This window comes from Hyphococcus sp. D3-15, from assembly GCF_055809375.1.
This window is the reverse complement of record NZ_CM147910.1, coordinates 1593954-1613704: the sequence shown is the minus strand read 5'-3', so window position 1 is coordinate 1613704 and position 19751 is coordinate 1593954. Positions and strand designations below refer to the sequence as shown.

The window sequence follows — 19751 nt, the reverse complement described above, 5'->3', positions numbered from 1 at the left end:
GAGGTACTTCATGGCGGTAAAAAACGAAGTTGAACGTTTGACGACAAGCTCAGATGAAAGCCAAATTGCAAAGCTATTCGCTGCCGAAAATATCTATCAAATACCATATTTCCAGCGACCATATCGCTGGAAACCAGATAGAATAAAAAGGCTACAGGACGACATTCTTCAACTTGTAGACGGCACAAATGATCTGCACTTTCTAGGTGCGATTATAATACAAAATACGCGAAGCCCCTCCACAGAGCCTGACATATATAATGTCATTGATGGGCAACAGCGCATAACAACGTTTTTCCTCTTTCTTTTATCCTTAATTTCCCAATTATCTACTCGTGGCGAAATAAAAACGGCATCTAGTATATTTAAAAAGTATGTCACGATTGGGCGTGACATTGAACACTTTTCCAACATTCGACTAACCCCTTGCAAAGAAGACAGGGCTCAATTGAATGCGATATTGCGCTCTGTGTGTTCTAATGAAGGTCTTTTTGAAACCCTTGGCGATCATAAGCCGAAATACCTTCCGAACACCGGCCTCGAAACTGGCCGCATGTTAAGTAACTTCAGAAATTTCTCAAAATTTCTAGACGGGCAGTTTTCGCAGGGTGGAATTGACAGAATAAATGAAGTCCACAATTCGCTCGTCTCAAGCTTAAACATTGTAGAAATTGATGTAAAAGACGCCACGAGTGGGCCAAAAATATTTGACAGCTTGAATTCCAAGCAAGAACCAATGACAATCGGCGACCTGGTACGAAACGACGTCTTTAGTAAAGTGTCCGGGCAGACGCCAGCTTCTGTTGACAAAATTGACCAAGACCACTGGCAAGTTTTTTATGGTCGCTTTGATGTCAGCGGAAAGAGTTATTTCGATAAGTATTTTTTTCCATATGGCCTGATCTTAAATGACAATCTAAGCAAATCAAAAGTTTACCCTTATCTCCAGGAAAAATGGAAGACTATCCATAACCCTGTCGAGATCATCAACGAATTAGAAACTTACCAACGGGATTTTTTGGATCTCATAGCTGGTACAGAATTTTGCAAACATAATCGCCCTATCTCTGACAGAATTTACCGCCTTTTTGCACTTGACGCGCCGTCATCGACTCTGCCTTTCACAATGAAGTTGTCACATGCAACAAGAACGCACGCGGTCGAAGAAAGAGCAGCCACTGAAATATTTGACGTGATTGAAAGCTTTCTCGTAAGAAGGGCGCTAACAGGAATCGAACCAACTGGTTTACACGCCGTATTTAAAGGTCTTTGGAAAAACCTCTCTGAAGTTACGCCATACGGCGTTATTTCAGCAATACGTTCAAGAACAACAGTAACTTGGCCCTCAGATGAGGAGGTCAAGAAAGCTGTAATTGAACGAAAACTTTATGGCACGGGGCACCAGAACTTCATACTGTTGGAGTATGACAGAGCACTTGGCGGAGATGTTCCAGATAACTCACCATGGATAGAGCATGTTTATCCTCAATCTTCCAATGATTCTTGGAAAACCTCTTTCCTCGAAGGGGTCAACAAAGAAAGTCTATCAAAAATAGACATGACACAAATTAGAGACACATTTGCCAATCTTGTGCCCTTGTCTCCAAAGATGAACGGATCGCTTGGGGCTAAACCCTACAAAATTAAACGTGAAAAATTTAAAGTCGACTCTATGTATAAGACTTCTCGCAAATTCGCTGAGGACTACCCTGAATGGAACTACAGCACCTTAGCCAAACGCGCGGCAACTCTTGCTGAATGGTGCGTAAGTAGATGGCCTGATCGCAACTAGGTCAAAATTCAAAACTCTTGCCCACGCGGTTCCTCTATTCACCTGCCCAATGCATAAATCTTCGCATCCGATGGAATATTGAGGTAGTGGGCACCTACGCTTGTCTCATCAGGCCAGGGACAAGCGAGCCGCAGCAAGTCGCGGCATAATATTTGCCACTTAGAATTCTGCCTCGCTCTAGACATCCTCTCACCTCACACCATATTCCCGCGATATGAACACGCTGATCACCCTACTCATCGCGGGCGCCGGGCTTTTTGTCGGCGGGCGCTGGGCCTATGCGCGCCGCAAAACGGAGGCGCTGCTCGCTGCGCCATTGCCGGCTGAACACCGGCGCATTCTGCGCGCGCGCGTGCCGGTCTACAGAGCGTTGCCGCTCGATTTGCGCAAACGCCTTGACGGGCTCATCAATCGTTTCCTTGCGGAGAAAAAATTCTACGGTTCGGGCGGGCTCGAGATCACCGAGGAGATGCGCGTCATCATCGCGGCGCAGGCTTGCCTGTTGATCGTCAGCAAGCCGAACCGCTGGTATTCGACTTTAAAGACCATCCATATTTATCCGTCGGTGTTCACCAGCAATCAGGCGCGGCGCGACGGGCATCTGGTTTCCGAACATCGCCCGGTGCGCTCCGGCGAAAGCTGGGCGCGCGGGCCGGTCATCCTCTCCTGGGATCAGGCGGCCTATGGCGCCTTCGCCGCTCATGACGGCCAGAATGTCGTGTTCCACGAATTCGCCCATCAACTCGACGCGGAGACCGGCGTTACAGACGGCTCGCCCCTGCTCGACAAGGACCAGAGAGCAGGACGCTGGGCGCGCATCTTTCAGGACGCCTACGGACGATTACGCGATGATGTGGAAGCGGGCCAACCCAATGTGCTCGATGCCTATGGCGCAACCAACCCGGCGGAGTTTTTCGCCGTGGCGACGGAAGTATTTTTTGAACGCCCGCAAGACTTACGCAGGCAAGAGCCCGACCTCTATGGCGAGATGGCGCAATATTACCATCTCGACCCGGCGGATTGGGGCTAGATATGCAGCGCGTGGCCGAGGGTGCGTAGCGCCGCTTCCTGAAACGCTTCACCCAGCGTCGGATGGGCGTGGATCGTTCCGGCGATGTCTTCAAGCGTCGCGCCCATTTCCATCGCGAGGCCGAAGGCGGTTGAAAGCTCGCTGACGCCACGGCCCACAGCCTGCACGCCCAGAACAAGATTATTGTCGGCGCGCGCGACGATGCGAATGAAACCGTCTTCCGCCTCCATCGACATGGCGCGGCCATTGGCGGCGAAGGGAAAGCTCTGCACCTTCACCTCGTGCTTCGCCTTCGCTTCCTCCGGCGACAATCCCACGGAAACAATTTCCGGATCGGTGAAACACACGGCAGGGATCGCGCGCTTGTCCCAGCGGCGATTGTGACCGGCGAGAATTTCCGCGACCATCTCGCCCTGCGCCATGGCGCGATGCGCCAGCATTGGCTCGCCGGTGACATCGCCGATGGCGTAGATGCCGCTCATCGACGTTTTGCACCGCTCGTCGATTTTCAAAAACTTGCCCGCCATATCGAGCACGAGCTTTTCGCGGCCCCAGCCTTCGGTTTTCGGCGCACGGCCTACAGTGACGAGAATTTTCTCGGCTTTAACGGTCTCGCTTTTGCCGTCTGCGGTTTCGATGTCGAGGCCTTTTTTATTGGCGCCTTTGGCTTTCGCGCCGAGCAGCACCTCAACGCCGAGGCGCTTCAGCGTTTTCTCCACCGGCCGCGTTAGTTCCTTGTCGTAAAGCGGCAGGATCTTGTCCATGGCTTCTACGACCGTGACCTTGGTTCCGAGTTTTGCAAAGGCGATGCCCAATTCGAGGCCGATATAACCGGCGCCGACAACCGCCAATGTTTTCGGAGGCGCCGGCAGCGACAAGGCTTCCGTCGATGAAATGACATTGTCGCCGAAGGGCATGAAGGGCAGCTCGACCGGGACAGACCCCGTCGCGATGATGATGTTGTCGGCGCGGATGCGATAGTCCTCATCGCCGCCACTCACATCGACCGTCTTGCCGTCGATGAATGTCGCCCAGCCGGAAATGCTGCGCACTTTGTTTTTCTTCAGGAGCCCGCCGACGCCGGTGGTCAGGCGCTTCACGATCCCGTCTTTCCATGCCAGCGTTTTCGCAAAGTCGAGTTGCGGCTTGCCAGCGCTGACGCCAATCGCCGAGTCGCCAGCGAAATGCGCCGCCTTTTCGAACTCGTCCGCCGCGTGAATGATCGCCTTGGACGGAATGCAGCCGACATTAAGGCACGTCCCGCCGTGATATTGCCCCTCGACAATGACGCAATCGAGGCCGAGCTGGCCCGCGCGGATCGCTGCGATATAGCCGCCGGGCCCGGCGCCGATCACCAGCACTTTGCATGAAATGTCTTGCATGTCTTAGTTCTCAATAAAAATCATCGCCGGGGTTTCGAGCAGCGCCTTCAGACGCTGCACAAACACCGCCGCATCCCAGCCATCGATGACGCGATGATCGAAACTCGATGACAGGTTCATAATTTTGCGCGGCACAAATTCCGTTCCATTCCAGCGCGGCAAGGTCTGCATCTTGTTGACACCGACAATCGCGACTTCCGGGTGGTTGATCACCGGCGTCGTGACGATGCCGCCCATGGCGCCGAGCGAGGTGATGGTGATCGTCGAACCGGAAAGCTCGTCGCGCGACGCCTTGCCTTCCTTGGCGGCTTCGGAAAGCCGCGCGACTTCGCCCGCGCAATCCCAGATGTCGCGCGCTTCGGCGTGGCGCACCACCGGCACCATGAGGCCGTTTGCGGTTTGCGCCGCGATGCCGATATGCACGCCGCCATGCTGATGAATGACATTCGCCTCATCGTCATAGATCGCATTGATCTGCGGTTGTTCGCCGACCGCCTTGACCATGGCGCGCATCAGGAACGGCAGGATTGTGAGCTTCGCCTTTCCTTCCTTGCGCGAGGCGTTGAGTTCGGCGCGCAATTCTTCAAGCGCGGTCACATCGACCTCATCCACATAGGTGATGGGCACGATGCGATTGTTCGCCGCTTCCATCTTCTCCGCGATTTTGCGGCGCAAGCCGATCACCGGCACGTCGGTGACTTTCATATTGCGTGCATAACCGCCGCTGCGCGCAATGGCGGTCTGACCGTCGCTGGCGAAAAACGCGTCGAGATCTTCATGGGTGATGCGCCCTGCCGGTCCGCTGCCCGGCACCCGGCGCAGATCGACGCCCGCATCGCCCGCGCGTTTCCTCACCGCTGGCGATGCTAAGGGTTTTTCACCTTCATGGCGCGGCATGGCGGATTTGGGGGCGGAAACCGGCGCAGCGGCGCCATTGGCTTTCGTTTTTTCCGCTGGCGCTGCAGGCTTTTCAACGGGCTTGTTCTCAACCTTTGCTGGCTTCGTTTCTTTCGGCGCTGGCTTTGACGCTTCCGCTTTCGCCGGCTCCGCTTCGCCCGGTTTCACATTGCCCGCGCCGTCAACTTCGAGCCGCACAAGCGGTGAGCCGACCGCCAGCACATCGCCGGGCGCGCCGGCGCGCCACAAAATCTTGCCTTCAACGGGGAAGGAATTTCCACCGTCGCCTTGTCGGTCATCACCGCTGCGACGACGTCATCCTCGCGCACATTGGCGCCGATATCGACCATCCACTCAACGAGTTCGGCTTCCGCCACGCCCTCGCCCACATCTGGGAGCTTGATGACATGTTCGCCCATCAGACGGCCTCCATCACTTTTTTCATTGCGTCGCCGACTCGCTTCGGCCCCGGAAAATAATCCCATTCATGGGCGTGCGGATAGGGCGTGTCATAGCCCGTCACCCGAATGATCGGCGCTTCGAGATGATAGAAACAGTTCTCCGCCACAATCGCCGCCAGTTCCGCGCCAAAGCCGCAAGTGCGCGTCGCTTCATGCACGACGATGCAGCGCCCGGTCTTGCGCACAGACGCCTCGATGGTTTCCAGATCGAGCGGCAGCAAGGTGCGCAAATCAATGATCTCTGCGTCGATGCCGGCCTCTTCCGCCGCAGCTTCCGCAACATAGACCATGGTGCCGTAAACCAGCACGGTCACATCCGCGCCTTCGCGCCGGATCGCCGCCTTGCCCAGCGGCAAGGTGTAATAATCCTCCGGCACTTCGCCCAGCTCATGCTTGGACCAGGGCGTCACCGGGCGCTCGTGATGGCCGTCAAAAGGACCATTATAAAGCCGCTTCGGTTCAAGGAACATCACCGGGTCATCATCTTCAATGGCGGCGATCAACAGGCCCTTGGCGTCGTAAGGGTTCGACGGCAGCACGGTCTTGATGCCGGAAATATGGGCGAACAAAGCTTCCGGGCTCTGGCTGTGCGTCTGGCCGCCGAAAATACCGCCGCCTGTCGGCATGCGCACCACCATGGGCACGGTGAAATCATTATTCGAGCGATAGCGGATGCGCGAGGCTTCCGAAGCGATCTGGTCGAAACCCGGATAAACATAATCCGCAAACTGAATTTCGACGCAGGGGCGAATGCCATACGCGGCCATGCCGATCGCGGCGCCGAGAATGCCGCTCTCGCTGATCGGCGCATCAAAGCAACGCTGGGGCCCGTATTTTTCCTGCAGGCCTTGCGTGCACCGGAAAACGCCGCCGAAAAACCCGACATCCTCGCCAAAGACGACGACATTTTCGTCGCGTCCCATGGCGTTGTCCATGGCGCTGCGGATCGATTGAATCATGGTCATGCGCGCCATGGCTTAAAACCCCGCTTCTTGACGTTGGCGGCGAAGATGCAACGGCATCTCCTTATAGACGTCGTCGAACATGCTGGCGGGAGAGGAATGCGGCCCGTCATGCAACGTGCCGTTCTTCTCGGCCTTCTTTTGGGCCTCTGCGACCTGCGTTTCCAGCATCCCCTGCAACTGGTGGTGCTGGGCGTCGGACCAGACGCCGCGCTTGATCAGATAATCCTTGATGCGCTCCACCGGATCACCCAGCGGCCAGTTTGTCGCTTCTTCTTTCGCTCTGTATGCGGATGGGTCGTCCGACGTGGAATGCCCGCCCATGCGATAGGTCACATGCTCGATCAGCGTCGGGCCAAGCCCCTTGCGCGCCCGCTCCGCCGCCCATTTGGCGACCGCGTAAACCGCCAGATAATCATTGCCGTCGACGCGTAGCGAGGGAATGCCGAAGCCCAGTCCACGCGACGCAAAAGTCGCGGCGCCGCCGCGCGCAATGCCCTGGAAGGTGGAGATAGCCCACTGATTGTTGACAACATTCAAAATCACCGGCGCACGATAGGTCGACGCGAAAACCAGCGCGGAATGGAAATCATTTTCGGCGGTCGAACCTTCGCCGATCCAAGACGTGGCGATCTTGGTGTCGCCCTTGATCGCCGACGCCATGGCCCAGCCGACGCCTTGAATGAACTGCGTCGCGAGATTGCCCGAGATGGTGAAAAAGCCATGCTCTTTTGAGCAATACATGATTGGCAATTGCCGCCCTTGCAGCGGGTCGGCAGCGTTCGAATAAATCTGGTTGATCATGTCGACCATGGGATAGTCGGTCGAGAGCAGCAAACCCTGCTGCCGATAGGTGGGAAAGTTCATGTCGCCGGGCTGCAAGACTTTGGAAAAGGCGCAGGCGATCGCTTCTTCGCCAAGACATTGCATGTAAAAGCTTGTCTTGCCCTGACGCTGGGCCATCAGCATGCGCGCATCAAAGGCGCGCACCCGCATCATGTCCTCAAGCCCCTCTTTCACCTGTTCGTCGGTGAGCATATCCGCCCAGGGACCGACCGCTTCGCCTTCGCGGTTCATGACGCGGATGATCGTATAGGCCAAGTCGCGAATATCGCCGGCATCCACATCCACCGGCGGCATCAAGGCGGCGCCGGCTTGCGGAATTGGAACATTGGAGAAATCCGGCTTGTCGCCGGGGCGAAATTCAGGCTCTGGGACAAACAACGACAGCGGCTTGGTTTCGCTCATCAAAGTCTCCAAATTTCCCCCGCCAGAGGCTTCCGCCGAGGCGCTTACGCATTTTTCGCCATAAATTCTGGCTTGTTTTGCAGGGATTTAGCCCGTCAGCGCCAGGCAACGCAATGGCGTGCGAAAACAATGCGCAAAAAGGACCATTCGTTGTTTTCAGCTCCTCGTTAAAGGTTGAATCTGCCACAGCGCTCCGCGCCCATAGCAGAAGCTGCACATCGCGAAATCACCAGCCGCCGCCGCCGCCGCCACCACCGCCTCCGCCGGAAAATCCGCCGCCGCTGGAGCCTGATGAGGAAGAACTTTGCGGCAACGCACTCGCAACGCCGGTCGCCATGCCCGCCACCAACGCACGATTAAGGCCATGCATGGAATTGTAATGTCCGCCATGGGCGCTAACCCATCGCGGCTGATAGTTGGCCGCCTCGTCCGGGATCAGTTTTTCAAAATGCCGTGTCCAGGGTTCTTCGACGCCGAGCGCCACCGCATAGGGAAGAAACCGTTCATAGCGTTCGACCGTCATCGGCGGCGGCGCGCCCGAGCCGGGCGTCACCGCATCGAGATAAATTTTCTCGGCTGTCTTGAGATAGAGACGGAAGCCCTCAATCTCGGTGCGCACTTTTTGACCACGCATGGTCGGCGCGGGAATTAAATAGGCGAAAGCGCCGAGCATCACGACAAGCATGCCGACGCCGGCGAAATGCCACGCTGTCCACCCTACCGAAACCGCTGCGGCGACCGCAATCGCCGCAATGGTCATCACAGCGCCCAGCGCCAGATAGCCTGCGTTCCATCTAAAATAGTCCTTACCGAACCGTTTGCCGATTTCTTTTTGAAATGCCTGATACGCAGTCGTGAAATAGGAATCGTAACCGCTGCCGAGCGTGACTTCGCGCCTTTGCGTAAACAATCCGCGCAGGAAGTTTTGTTCCGCTGGAGAGAGCAAGCCCTCTCCACCATCAAGCAAGGTCAGCTTTGTCTTCTTTTTGCTCTCTGCATCGATTTTTACGCGGTCTTTGATAGCAAGGTTGAGGATCGTCGCGATCAGCGCCTGATGGCCGGAGAGACCGCGATTATAGATCTGATGCGCCGCTGCCGGAGAATAGCCTTCGGGCGGATCGTAGCGGGGGAACACCGGACCCTTTGCTGGATCCTGCCCGGCCCGGGTGAACGCCCATCCATAAAACAGGGAGAGCAGAGCGATGGCGCTGGAGAGGACAAGCGCCGATGCGTTGCGCGCGAGCCATTCATTGCGTTTGTCAGCCGCGGATGGCGGATCGACGGCGCCTTTTTCAAACCCGACAGCGATGGTCAAGCCTTCGCGCGCATTGAGCGGCTGCGTCGTTTCAAAAATTTGCGCCTCGTCTGAACTGTCGAGGCGATAGGCGCGCTTGTTCTGCCCCTGCTTGCCAGTATAGGCGGCGGTCGACGTGATGATCGCGCCTTGCGGCAGCCGCACGATCGCGCGCGCGTTCAAGATGGGAAAGCGCCAGTAATTGCCCGTCGCATTCCAATAGACTTCGTCATAGTTCTCGAAATAGCGGACCTGATTTTTAACGACGTATTCGATCACATAGTCATGGGCGCCATGGGGCAGCAAAACATCCGCGTCGCCAATGCGAATACGCATCGCATTCCCCTCACGCTCCGTCGCATAGGGTTCGCGCTCGCCATCGCGGGTGACGCGCTTGATGTCATAGTCGTAACCGAGCTTTGCGCCATTGCTCATATAATAGCGCGGCAGATCGCGGAAAATCCCGCGCCTGATCTGGTCGCCCTCAACGATCACCTTGATGTTCTCAGTAACAAGAATGTCGCCGCTTTTTAGAACGACGATCTCGACAGTGAAGTCGGTGATTTCCTCACTGGCGGCGACCGCAAACGGCCAGACAAGCGCCAGCAGCGCGATCAGGACTGCGCGCAAGCTCATGCCTGAGCTCCCATATCGATCGCTGGGACCGCCTTGTCTGCGGTCTCGATTTCAAAATAGTCACGCTTGGCGAGATCCGAAGCCGCCCGCCAAAAAATTCACCGGAAAGCTTTCGATCATCGTATTCAATTCGCGCACTGCGCCATTGTAAAAACGCCGCGCCATTTCGATTTTGTCTTCGGTGTCGGAAAGCTCGTTTTGAAGATCAAGAAAATTGCCGCTGGCTTTGAGGTCGGGATAGTCTTCTGCGACGGCGATCAGTTTCGCCACCGGTCCCGATAGGGCGCTCTCCGCTTGCCCCCTCGCCGCCGGATCGTCGCCCGCAGCCATCGCCATGTTTCGTTTGGCGACGATGTCTTCAAACAAATTACGCTCATGGGCGGCGTAGCCCTTCACCGTCGCAACAAGCTGGGGGATCAAATCGGCGCGGCGTTTCAACTGCACATCGATATCGGCCCAGCCATTATTCACCAATTGGCGGCGCTGCACGAGGCGGTTGTAAATCGCAACAAGCGCGACGGCCGCAATCGCAGCCGAGCCCAAAGCAAAGAACAGTAAATTCATGATATTCCCTCCCGCAGTGTTTTATATAGGCATTCTACGGAGGAATTTAAGGCCCCGCAGGATTATCCCTTGGACAGGCTCGCCCATTCATCTTCCGTCAGCACCGTCACGCCGAGCTCTTGCGCCTTTTTCAACTTGGACCCGGCGCCCGGCCCCGCCACAACGTAATCGGTTTTCGCAGAGATTGAGCCGGAGACTTTCGCACCGAGCGTTTGCGCGCGCGCCTTGGCTTCATCGCGCGTCATGGATTCAAGCGACCCGGTGAATACGACAGTCTTGCCGGCGACGGCGCCGGTCGCATTGACCGCAACCGCTTTTTCCGGCGTCACCTGTTTCAGCAAGCGATCAACCGCGTCGCGATTATGCGCCTCGTCGAAAAAGTCGATGACGCCGCGCGCGACCAGCGCGCCAACGCCGTCTATCGACAACATATCCTGATAGGCTTCGCTGTCTTCGTCGCGGGCTTTCTGCGCCGCTTGGTAAAAAGCACTCACCTCGCCATAGTGACTGGCGAACAGCCGGGCATTGGTCTCGCCCACATGGCGAATGCCGAGCGCGTTGATGAACCGCGTTGCTGATATTTTACGGCGTTCATCAATCGCGTCGAACAGATTGTTGATCGACTTGGCGTTTGTCGGCGGCTTTTCCTTGCCTGACTTGTCGCGCTTGCGCGCGCCGCCCTCATCAAGGTCATAGCGATAGAGATCAATCTCGCCCGCATCCTGGCGCGCGCGCAAAGTGAAAATGTCCGCCGGTTCTCTAATGACGCCTTCTTCGTGAAACGCCGTAATCTGCTTTTCGCCGAGCCCTTCAATATCGAAAGCCTGCCGCGAGACGAAATGTTTCAGCCGCTCGACCATCTGCGCATCGCAAATAAGCCCGCCAGTGCAGCGTTTGTCCACATCGGCTTTGCCGGTATTCGGGTTCACTTCGTTGACAGCGTGCGACCCGCAAACCGGACAGGTCTCGGGAAATTTATACGCCTTTGCGCTTTTCGGCCGCTTACCCAGAACAACTTCGACAACTTGCGGAATGACATCGCCCGCGCGCTGGATCACCACCGTGTCGCCTTCGCGCACATCCTTGCGCTCGATCTCATCAGCATTGTGTAGCGTGGCGTTGGTGACGACCACCCCGCCGACAGTCACCGGCTTTAACCGCGCCACCGGCGTCAGCTTGCCCGTGCGGCCGACTTGTATGTCGATTTTTTCGAGCAGCGTTGTCGCCTGCTCCGCCGGGAATTTATGCGCCATCGCCCAGCGCGGCGCCCGCGACACAAATCCCAGACGCTCCTGAAAATCGAGCCGATCGACCTTGTAGACAACGCCGTCAATATCATAGCCGAGGGAGGCGCGCTGTTCCTCGATCATTTTGTAGCGCGCCAGCATGTCTTCAATGGTCTCACAGCGCTTGGTCAGCGTGTTGATCTTGAAACCAAGCTTTTTAAAGCGCTGCACCGCTTCCCATTGCGTGCCGGCGAGCGGCTCGCTCAGTTCGCCCCAGGCATAGGCGAAGAAATGCAAGGGCCGCGACGCGGTAATCGCTGCATCGAGCTGACGCAGGGACCCGGCGGCGGCGTTGCGCGGATTTGCGAAAGGCTCCTCGCCTTCGGTCTCGAGGCGCGCATTCAACGCCTCGAAATCCTCAAGGCTCATATAGACTTCGCCGCGCACTTCTAAAATATCAGGCGCGCCTTTGAGCTGTTGGGGAATGTCCTTGATGGTCAACACATTTGCGGTGACGTTTTCGCCGGTTTCGCCGTCGCCGCGTGTCGCCGCAACTTTCAACACGCCCTGCTCGTAGCGCAGATTGAGCGACAGTCCGTCAATCTTCGGTTCGGCGGTAAAGGCGACGGTTTCATCCTCGCCAATACCGAGGAACCGCCGCACGCGTTTTTCAAAATCGACGACATCCTCATCGCTAAAGGCGTTATCAAGCGACAACATCGCGATCGCATGTCTGGACTTTTCAAATTTCGCGGAAGGCGGCGCGCCCACTTTATCGGACGGTGAATCCGCGCGCTTTAATTTCGGAAAGCGCTTTTCGATGAGCAAATTGCGGCGGCGCATCGCATCATATTCCGCGTCGCTCATCTCCGGCTTGTCATGCTCATAATATGCGGCGTCCGCGCGCGTCAGCGCCGCCGCCAGCCGCATAAGCTCCGCCTCCGCCGCTTCCGGCGTCATTTTGTTTACAGGAATCATCGAAAAATCAGTCGCGGACTTCTTCGCCATATCGATTGGTTACGCCCGTTTGCGCGCAGGCTTTTTCGCCGCGGCTTTGGTTGTGGATTTGGCCTGCGTCTTTGGCGATGAATTTGACGATATGGGCGCGCCAAGAAGGCGTTTTGCGGCGGCGCGCGCTTCTTCTGTGACTTCCGCGCCGGAGAGCATGCGCGCGATCTCTTCTATACGCTCATCTGGCGCCAATGTGGTGACCCGCGTGAGCGTGGTGGATTTCGTCTGCGTCTTTTCGATCCGCCAATGGGCGCCGGCGCGCGCCGCCGCTTGCGGCGAATGGGTGACGACCAGCACTTGCGCGTCGGATGCGAGGCGCGCCAGTCTTTCGCCGACCGCATCCGCAACGGCGCCGCCAATACCCGCATCAACTTCGTCAAAGATGATGACGGTGCGATTTTCTTTCGCCGCGAGCGCCGCTTTCATGGCGAGGACAAATCGCGAAAGCTCGCCGCCAGAGGCGATGGTTTTCAACGGACCCGCCGGCGCGCCCGGATTGGTCGCCACCATGAACTCCACCGCGTCGTTCCCGTCCGATGTGGGATGTGTCTCATCGGTGCAGATCTGGGTTTTGAAAATCGCCTTGCCGAGCTTTAACGGCGCCAGTTCCTTCGCAACCGCATTGTCCAATTGCTTCGCCGCCGTGATGCGGTCTTTGGAAAGCGCCGCCGCCGCCTTTTGAAAAGCGGCGAGGGTTTCACGCACATCTTTTTCGAGGCCCTCAAAGGCCGCCTCGCCCAACTCCAGATCTTCAAGAGCTTTGCGCGATTGCGCGAGAAACGCCGCCAGCGCGTCCGGCGTCACCCCATGTTTGCGCGCCTCAGCCCGCAAGGCGAAAAGCCGCTCCTCCACCCGGTCGAGCTCATCGGGGTCCGCGCCAAAGCGATCAATAGCGCGCTCAAGCGCGTCGCGCGCCTCTGCGGCCTCGTTAATGGCGCTGTCGATCCGGGCCGCCGCCAAGGAAAGCGGGTTTTCTTTTTCCGTCAGCAAACTCGCCGCACGCTCAATCCGGCGCAGGGCGCTTGAGAGTTTCGCATCAAACGCCCCCTCGCCCAGCGCGGACATGGCGGCGTTCAGATCGTCGGCGATCTTGTCAGACGCCATCAATTCTGCGCGGCGCCCGGCAAGCGCCGCCTCTTCATCCGCCTGCGGATCAAGCTTGCCAAGCCGGTCGACAACATGGCGAAGATAGTCCGCCTCGCGCGCGGCTGCGTCGCGGTCGCGCTTTTTCTCGTCAAGCGCGGTTTCTGCGTCGCGCCAGCGCCGCCAAAGCGCGGATACATTTTCGGCTTTTTTCTGAAGCCCGCCAAATTCATCAAGCATGCCGCGATGGGTCGATGCGGTCAGGAACCCGCGTCCATCATGCTGCCCGTGAATCTCCACCAGCGTCTCGCCGATGGTTTTGAGCATCGCGACCGATACGGGCTGGTCATTGACGAAACCGCGCCCGCGCCCGTCAGCAGTCTGCACCCGGCGCAAGATCACCTGATCCTCCCCGGTGTCGAGACCGTTTTCCTCCAGCGCCTTCCAGACCGGGTGGCCCGGCTTGGGTTCGAAGATGACGGAGACAACGCCCTGCTTGGCGCCCTGGCGCACCGCGCCGCGTTCAGCGCGACCGCCCACCGCCAGCCCGAGCGCGTCGAGCAGGATCGATTTGCCCGCGCCGGTCTCGCCGGTGAGCGCCGTCATGCCGGAGCCAAGCGCAAGCCGCGCCTGGTCGATCAGCACAAAATCTTGAATATGTAGCGCGATCAGCATCGGCGCGATTACACCCGTTCAAATAACGCGAGCGCCGGGAGGAGAGACCCCTCGCCCGTCACCATTCGATTTATCGCAGTTTGGGCCCCGGTTAAAGACGCCTTAAAGCGGGTCGTTCGCTTCGTCGATGGCGTTTTCCGGCGTGTTGTCCGGCATTTCCAGCGCTTCGAGCTCGTCCGGCGTCGGCGGCTCGATCGCGCGCAGATCGCCCGAATTGATGTCCGAATGGAGCGGCGCCGCAGCATCCAGCTTCCGCGGTTTCCCAGCACGTTTGCCTGAGCCTTCGGCGACCAGATTGCGGTTTTCAAACAGGCGATAGGATTCCTGATACCACCGGCTGCCGGGATAATTGTAGCCCAGAACCGCAGCGGCGGCGCGCGCTTCGTCGACAATGCCGAGCTCCAGATACGCCTCGACAAGACGATGCAGCGCTTCGGGCACATGGCTTGTGGTCTGGTATTTCTCGACGACGGTTTTGAAGCGATTGATCGCGGAGATGTGCTTGTTCTGCTTCAGGTAGAAGCGGCCCACATACATTTCCTTGCCCGCAAGGTGGTCGAAGGTCAGGTCGAGTTTCAGACGGGCGTCGCGCGCATATTCCGTATCCGGATAACGGCGAATGACGTCGTTCAGCGTCTGCACGGCGTTATTGGTGTAATCCTGGTCGCGCCCTACATCGCGGATGCGTTCGTAAAAACACATCGACTTCAGATAATAGGCGTATGCGGCGTCCTTGTTGCCGGGATGCAGCGCAATGAACTGGTCAATCGCCGATACGGCTTCTTCGTAATCATTGCCCTGGTAATAGGCGAAGGCCTTCATCAGCATCGAGCGGCGCGCCCATGCGGAATATGGGTGCTGGCGCTCAACCTCTTCGAAATAGGCGATCGCCGTATCATAGCGCTTGCGTTCAAGTTCGCGCGTCGCGAGGCTGTAGAGGATCTCTACCGGACGCTCCACATAGGCGAATTTCTGTTTCTTTTTGCCCGAAGATCCGCAGGCGACGACAGCGGTGCAGGCAACGAGAACTAGGAGAATTTTACCGACAAGCGCCAAAGACTTTTTCACTGGAACCGACTTCACCTGGGAAAGGCCTTTCGAGACGCGGTCCACGCCGACAGTCGGCGGAACCAGGGGGCGGAAGACGTTCTAGTTGGCTGCAGGCGGGGCTGTCAAACGAGGATGCCGGTCGGGGTGGAGACCCGCCGCCGCCAGCCGAATTCAGGCGCTGGCGGTCATGGGCTGGGCGGCGTCGCAATCGCTCTTGACCAGCGCTATCGCCGCCTGGGTGTTGACGCCATGGCCAGGCCGATGAGCCCGGATGCGCCCGATAATCGGCGCCCCGGCGAGATACAGATCGCCCAGAAGGTCCAGCGCCTTGTGCAGCGCAAACTCCTCGCTGTCGCGCAACGGATCGTCATTGAGCAGCTTGTCGCCATCCACGACCAGGGCGTTGGTCAGCGCCCCGCCGCGAATAAGCCCGGCCTTTTTCAACGCATTCACCTCTTCCAGCCGCACGAATGTGCGCGCCGTCGACAGTCGGACAAGATCGGCCGGATCGTCGAGATCGAGGGACAATGTCTGGCGGCCGATCAGGCAGCCGGCGAAGTTGATTTCGATTTCCACGCGACGCCCGTCGAAAGGCTCGAACTCGATCCAGCGCGCTTCGTCGCCAACGCGAAGCTTGTCCTGAACGACAATCGGATTGCGAGGCGCGGATAGTTGCGTCAGCCCGATTTCGGCGATGGCCCCGACAAATGCAGCCGCGCTGCCGTCGAGAATCGGGATCTCCGGGCCATGCACTTCAATTACGATGTGATCGATGCGGGTCAGCGCCAGCGCCGCCATCAAATGTTCGACCGTGCAAACCCGGGCGCCGGCGCGATTGGCGAGGCTGGTGCCGTGATCAGCGCTGATGACGTTTTCCGGCGCTGCTTTGATCTGAGACACAGCCCCCTGCTTGTCGCAGCAATGAAAAACCACGCCGCCGCTGGAGGCGGGGATGAGCCGGATGCGACACTCTTCACCGGAGTGAAGGCCGATGCCGGAAAACTCCACCTCCTCCGCGATAGTCCGCTGGCGCGCAGGCTCACTCATACTGCTCTCGCTAATCTGATGCTGATCCCCAAATGCCGCATCCCCGTAATGGTTCCCCACGGGACGATGCGTCGTGTTGAACGAGCATAGATTAGTTTTGCGGGTGCGAACATTACTCATGATCAAGATTTTTTCGGATTCTTCCCCCGGCGCAAATGCCGAATTGCGAAAAACCGCGCCGGCAGATTACTTGCCGAGCGCGGTTTTCACTTTAAAAACAACCTATTAATGAAGCTTTTCCAGCATCAGCCGGTTTTCTTCTTGCGCAGGAAGGACGGGATCTCCAGATCGGCGTCCTCCTGATCGTCAAACAAATCCCCGCGAGGGCTGCCTGCGGGCTTCGGCGCTTCCGGCGCGCGCGGCGGCGCAACTTCGCGCCGCTCTTCCTGACCGCCAAGCGCCTTGAACATATCGACAGCCGCCTCAAGCGAATGCTTGCCGAGCGCCTGAGCGCTTCGGAACGGATTGACGGCGTGGCGCGGCGGCTCCTGGCGAGCCGGGCGCTGCGGACCGGGCCGTTCAGCCGCCGGGCGTTCCGATGCGGGACGCTGGGGTGCTGGCGTGCGCGAAGCGGATTGGGCCGGCGCCGAGACTGCGCCAGGCCGGGTTTCGGTGACCGCGCCCTCTGTAAGCATCTTGCGGATGCGCTCATGCACATCGCCGACCGGATTGACTGCAGGCGCCGGGCTTGTTGCGGACATGCCCCGGACAATCGGCTGCGCAGACGTCGAAGACGTCGCCGTGCGCGGCGTCGCCGGCACAGATGACGCTGCGGTCATTGACGGCGCAGCAGCGGCCGGACGATCCACTTGCGTCGGCTCGCGCCATGGCTTGGCGACCGCGCCGGTGTTGACTTTGATCTGCGGACGGTTGGCGTCGCGTGCTTCAATATCGATGCCCGTCGCAACAACGGAAACACGCACCCTGCCCTCAAGGTCCTGATTGAAGGTCGAGCCGACAATGATGTTGGCGTCCGGATCGACTTCCGCGCGAATGCGGTTCGCCGCTTCGTCAACCTCAAACAGAGTCATATCCATGGACCCAGTGATGTTGATGAGAACGCCCTTGGCGCCTTTCATCGACTGTTCGTCGAGCAGCGGGTTGGAAATGGCGGCCTCGGCGGCCTGAATGGCGCGTTTTTCGCCTTCGGCCTCGCCCGTGCCCATCATCGCCTTGCCCATCTCGCTCATCACCGTGCGCACATCGGCGAAGTCGAGATTGATCAGGCCTGGCATGACCATGAGATCGGTGATGCCGCGCACGCCAGAATGCAACACCTGGTCGGCCATGGCGAAGGCTTCGTGGAAGGTGGTGCGCTCATTGGCGATCGCGAACAAATTCTGGTTCGGAATGATCAGCAGCGTGTCCACATGCTTTTGCAGCTCTTCGATGCCCGCTGTCGCCAGCCGCATCCGCCGCGCGCCTTCGAAATGAAACGGCTTGGTGACAACGCCGACCGTCAGGATGTCACGCTCTTTCGCCGCCTTGGCGATAACCGGCGCTGCGCCGGTGCCTGTGCCGCCGCCCATGCCTGCGGTGACGAACAGCATATGGCAGTTGCCTACATGCTCGAGAATTTCATCCAGCGACTCTTCCGCCGCAGCGCGCCCGATATCGGGAATGGACCCAGCACCGAGCCCTTGCGTCGTTTTCACGCCGAGCTGAATCTTCTTTTGCGCCTTGGCCAGGCCAACCGCCTGCGCGTCGGTGTTCGCGACAACAAATTCGACGCCTTCAAGCTGGCTTTCGATCATGTTGTTGACGGCGTTGCCGCCTGCCCCGCCGACGCCAATGACGGTGATGCGGGGTTTCAATTCTGTCAGTTCCGGCACGCTAAGATTGATTGGCATGGATGTCTCCGCTGATGCGCATATATTCTGGGCTGTGCGGGCGCCCCGCTCCCCGTTGGTTAATCCGTCGTTAAAGAATCGTTCATAACCCTTTCCAAATGGTTAACAGGGGCTTAACGACTCCTCGGCTGACCTCTTTTTTTTGAGAGAATGTCGCCGCCGATTTCTTTGTTTGAAAACGCCCGCCCGACCAAAAAACACGCGGTCGGAAAAAGCGCCTCTAGAACTTCGCGCGCAACCAGGCTTCTACATTGCCGAGCACGGAGGATCTGGATTCTGATTGGGGTGATTGGCGCAAAAGGCCAAGCCCGCTTTCAGGGTTTCCACCTAAATTTGCGTAATACTGAATCAGCCCCGCGCATACGGCAAAACCCGGCGCGGACGCCGCCTCCGGAGAGCCGGCGATCGCTGCCGGACGACCGAGGCGGCTCTTCATGCCGAGGCTTTTCTCCGCGACCTCTCGGGCGCCGACAAGCAAAGAGCCGCCGCCGGTCAGCACAACGCGGCGCAGGCCCGAACGGCGCATGCCGTCATCGGGCAGTTGATCGCAAACCAGTTCGAAAATCTCTTCCAGGCGCGGCAGGATCACTTCGCAAATATCGGCGCGGCTGGCGCGCGCGACTTCGCCGGGGACGCCAAGCTGCGGGAAGTCGATAAAACGGTGCTCATCGCCGGGACCAATCAGCGCCGATCCGTAAAGCGTCTTCACCCGTTCCGCATGGGCGAGCGGAGCGCCGAAGATTTGCGCGACATCGCGCGTGATATGCGCGCCGCCCACCGGCACGCCGCCGCATTCGATAAGCGCGCCATTGTCATAAACGGCGAAATCGGTCGAAGTCGCGCCAATGTCGATCAGCACGACGCCGAGTTCTTTTTCATCTTCAAGCAGGATCGCTTCAGCCGCAGCGAAAGGCGCGGCGGCGAATTCTTCGACCTTTAAGTCGCAGCGCTCGATCAGGTCCGCCAGATTGTCGAGATAACTTTGCCGGGCGCCGACGGCGAACATCTGGGTCGACAAAACCCCGCCCGTCAGCCCGATCGGATCGCCAAGCCCCTCCTCACCGTCAAGCTTGTACCCGACAGGAAGCGCGTGAAGCGGCGCACAGTCGGGCGGCGTCGCGATCTTCAAGCCTTCTGAAAGGCTGTCATCCACATCTTCCTGCGCGACAACGCCGCCGGCTATCTCAAGATCGACGCCGATCCGGCGCGCCCGCAAATGTTTGCCGGGAACCGCAACGATCAGGCGGCCGACATTTTCGCCCGCCATGCGCTCGGCGGCTTCGACGGCGTTGCGGACGCCGGTTTCAATGGCTTCGGCGGTCGCCGCGCCGCGAGATGTCGCCGGCGCGCCGTAACATCCGACGCCGACAATCTCCGCCTGCGGCGCAAAATCTTCTTCTGTATTGATGCGCGCGATGAAGCAGGAAATCTTCGAGCCGCCAATATCCAGCGCAGCGGCGAGGCTTTCCTCTTTGCGGCGTTTTCTATGGTTCGGTTTTTGCGCCACTTTCGCCCTTACTTTGCAACGACGGTAAATCCGCGC

12 protein-coding genes and 2 pseudogenes are annotated in these 19751 nt (G+C 58.4%); 2 read left to right on the top strand and 12 right to left on the bottom strand.

Going from position 1 to position 19751, the window contains the following annotated elements:
- The first annotated feature begins 10 nt into the window (after positions 1 to 10).
- The gene (locus AC0L8G_RS07940; RefSeq protein ID WP_473388197.1) at positions 11 to 1792 is read left to right on the top strand and encodes a DUF262 domain-containing protein; all 1782 of its coding nucleotides are present in this window, start codon (positions 11 to 13) and stop codon (positions 1790 to 1792) included.
- A gap of 214 nt (positions 1793 to 2006) precedes the next feature.
- Positions 2007 to 2822, top strand: coding sequence for a M90 family metallopeptidase (locus AC0L8G_RS07935; RefSeq protein WP_473388196.1), 816 nt, complete (start codon positions 2007 to 2009; stop codon positions 2820 to 2822).
- On the opposite strand, the gene lpdA is transcribed toward AC0L8G_RS07935, so the two are convergent.
- From lpdA to ftsA, 12 genes and pseudogenes are all read right to left on the bottom strand, one after another.
- Complete coding sequence (gene lpdA, locus AC0L8G_RS07930) at positions 2819 to 4204, bottom strand: dihydrolipoyl dehydrogenase (RefSeq protein ID WP_473388194.1); 1386 nt, start codon at positions 4202 to 4204, stop codon at positions 2819 to 2821. The two genes, AC0L8G_RS07935 and lpdA, sit on opposite strands and share 4 nt — an antisense overlap.
- 3 nt (positions 4205 to 4207) lie before the next feature.
- Positions 4208 to 5520 (bottom strand): annotated as a pseudogene (locus tag AC0L8G_RS07925) (dihydrolipoamide acetyltransferase family protein).
- Positions 5520 to 6536 carry an alpha-ketoacid dehydrogenase subunit beta gene (locus AC0L8G_RS07920; RefSeq protein ID WP_473388193.1) on the bottom strand — a complete coding sequence of 339 codons (1017 nt, stop codon included), beginning with the start codon at positions 6534 to 6536 and terminating at the stop codon, positions 5520 to 5522. The pseudogene AC0L8G_RS07925 and the gene AC0L8G_RS07920 overlap by 1 nt, the downstream one beginning before the upstream one ends.
- A 3-nt stretch (positions 6537 to 6539) precedes the next feature.
- Positions 6540 to 7772 carry a thiamine pyrophosphate-dependent enzyme gene (locus AC0L8G_RS07915; RefSeq protein ID WP_473388191.1) on the bottom strand — a complete coding sequence of 411 codons (1233 nt, stop codon included), beginning with the start codon at positions 7770 to 7772 and terminating at the stop codon, positions 6540 to 6542.
- Positions 7773 to 7998: 226 nt separating this feature from the next.
- On the bottom strand, positions 7999 to 9702 hold the full coding sequence (locus AC0L8G_RS07910) for a DUF2207 domain-containing protein (protein WP_473388190.1): 1704 nt from the start codon (positions 9700 to 9702) through the stop codon (positions 7999 to 8001).
- Positions 9699 to 10257 (bottom strand): annotated as a pseudogene (locus AC0L8G_RS07905) (LemA family protein). The gene AC0L8G_RS07910 and the pseudogene AC0L8G_RS07905 overlap by 4 nt, the downstream one beginning before the upstream one ends.
- Positions 10258 to 10328: 71 nt before the next feature.
- Positions 10329 to 12500: an NAD-dependent DNA ligase LigA gene (gene ligA, locus AC0L8G_RS07900; protein ID WP_473388189.1), complete on the bottom strand. Its 2172-nt coding sequence runs from the start codon at positions 12498 to 12500 to the stop codon at positions 10329 to 10331.
- 9 nt (positions 12501 to 12509) lie between these two features.
- Positions 12510 to 14261, bottom strand: a complete 1752-nt coding sequence (gene recN / locus AC0L8G_RS07895; RefSeq protein WP_473388188.1) for a DNA repair protein RecN — start codon at positions 14259 to 14261, stop codon at positions 12510 to 12512.
- A gap of 102 nt (positions 14262 to 14363) precedes the next feature.
- Positions 14364 to 15344 carry an outer membrane protein assembly factor BamD gene (locus AC0L8G_RS07890; RefSeq protein ID WP_473388187.1) on the bottom strand — a complete coding sequence of 327 codons (981 nt, stop codon included), beginning with the start codon at positions 15342 to 15344 and terminating at the stop codon, positions 14364 to 14366.
- 138 nt (positions 15345 to 15482) lie between these two features.
- On the bottom strand, positions 15483 to 16358 hold the full coding sequence (gene lpxC, locus AC0L8G_RS07885) for a UDP-3-O-acyl-N-acetylglucosamine deacetylase (RefSeq protein WP_473388185.1): 876 nt from the start codon (positions 16356 to 16358) through the stop codon (positions 15483 to 15485).
- Positions 16359 to 16603: 245 nt separating this feature from the next.
- The gene (ftsZ, locus tag AC0L8G_RS07880) at positions 16604 to 18208 is read right to left on the bottom strand and encodes a cell division protein FtsZ (RefSeq protein ID WP_473388184.1); all 1605 of its coding nucleotides are present in this window, start codon (positions 18206 to 18208) and stop codon (positions 16604 to 16606) included.
- Between the two features lie 220 nt (positions 18209 to 18428).
- Positions 18429 to 19715: a cell division protein FtsA gene (ftsA, locus tag AC0L8G_RS07875; RefSeq protein ID WP_473388183.1), complete on the bottom strand. Its 1287-nt coding sequence runs from the start codon at positions 19713 to 19715 to the stop codon at positions 18429 to 18431.
- Between the last annotated feature and the right edge of the window lie 36 nt (positions 19716 to 19751).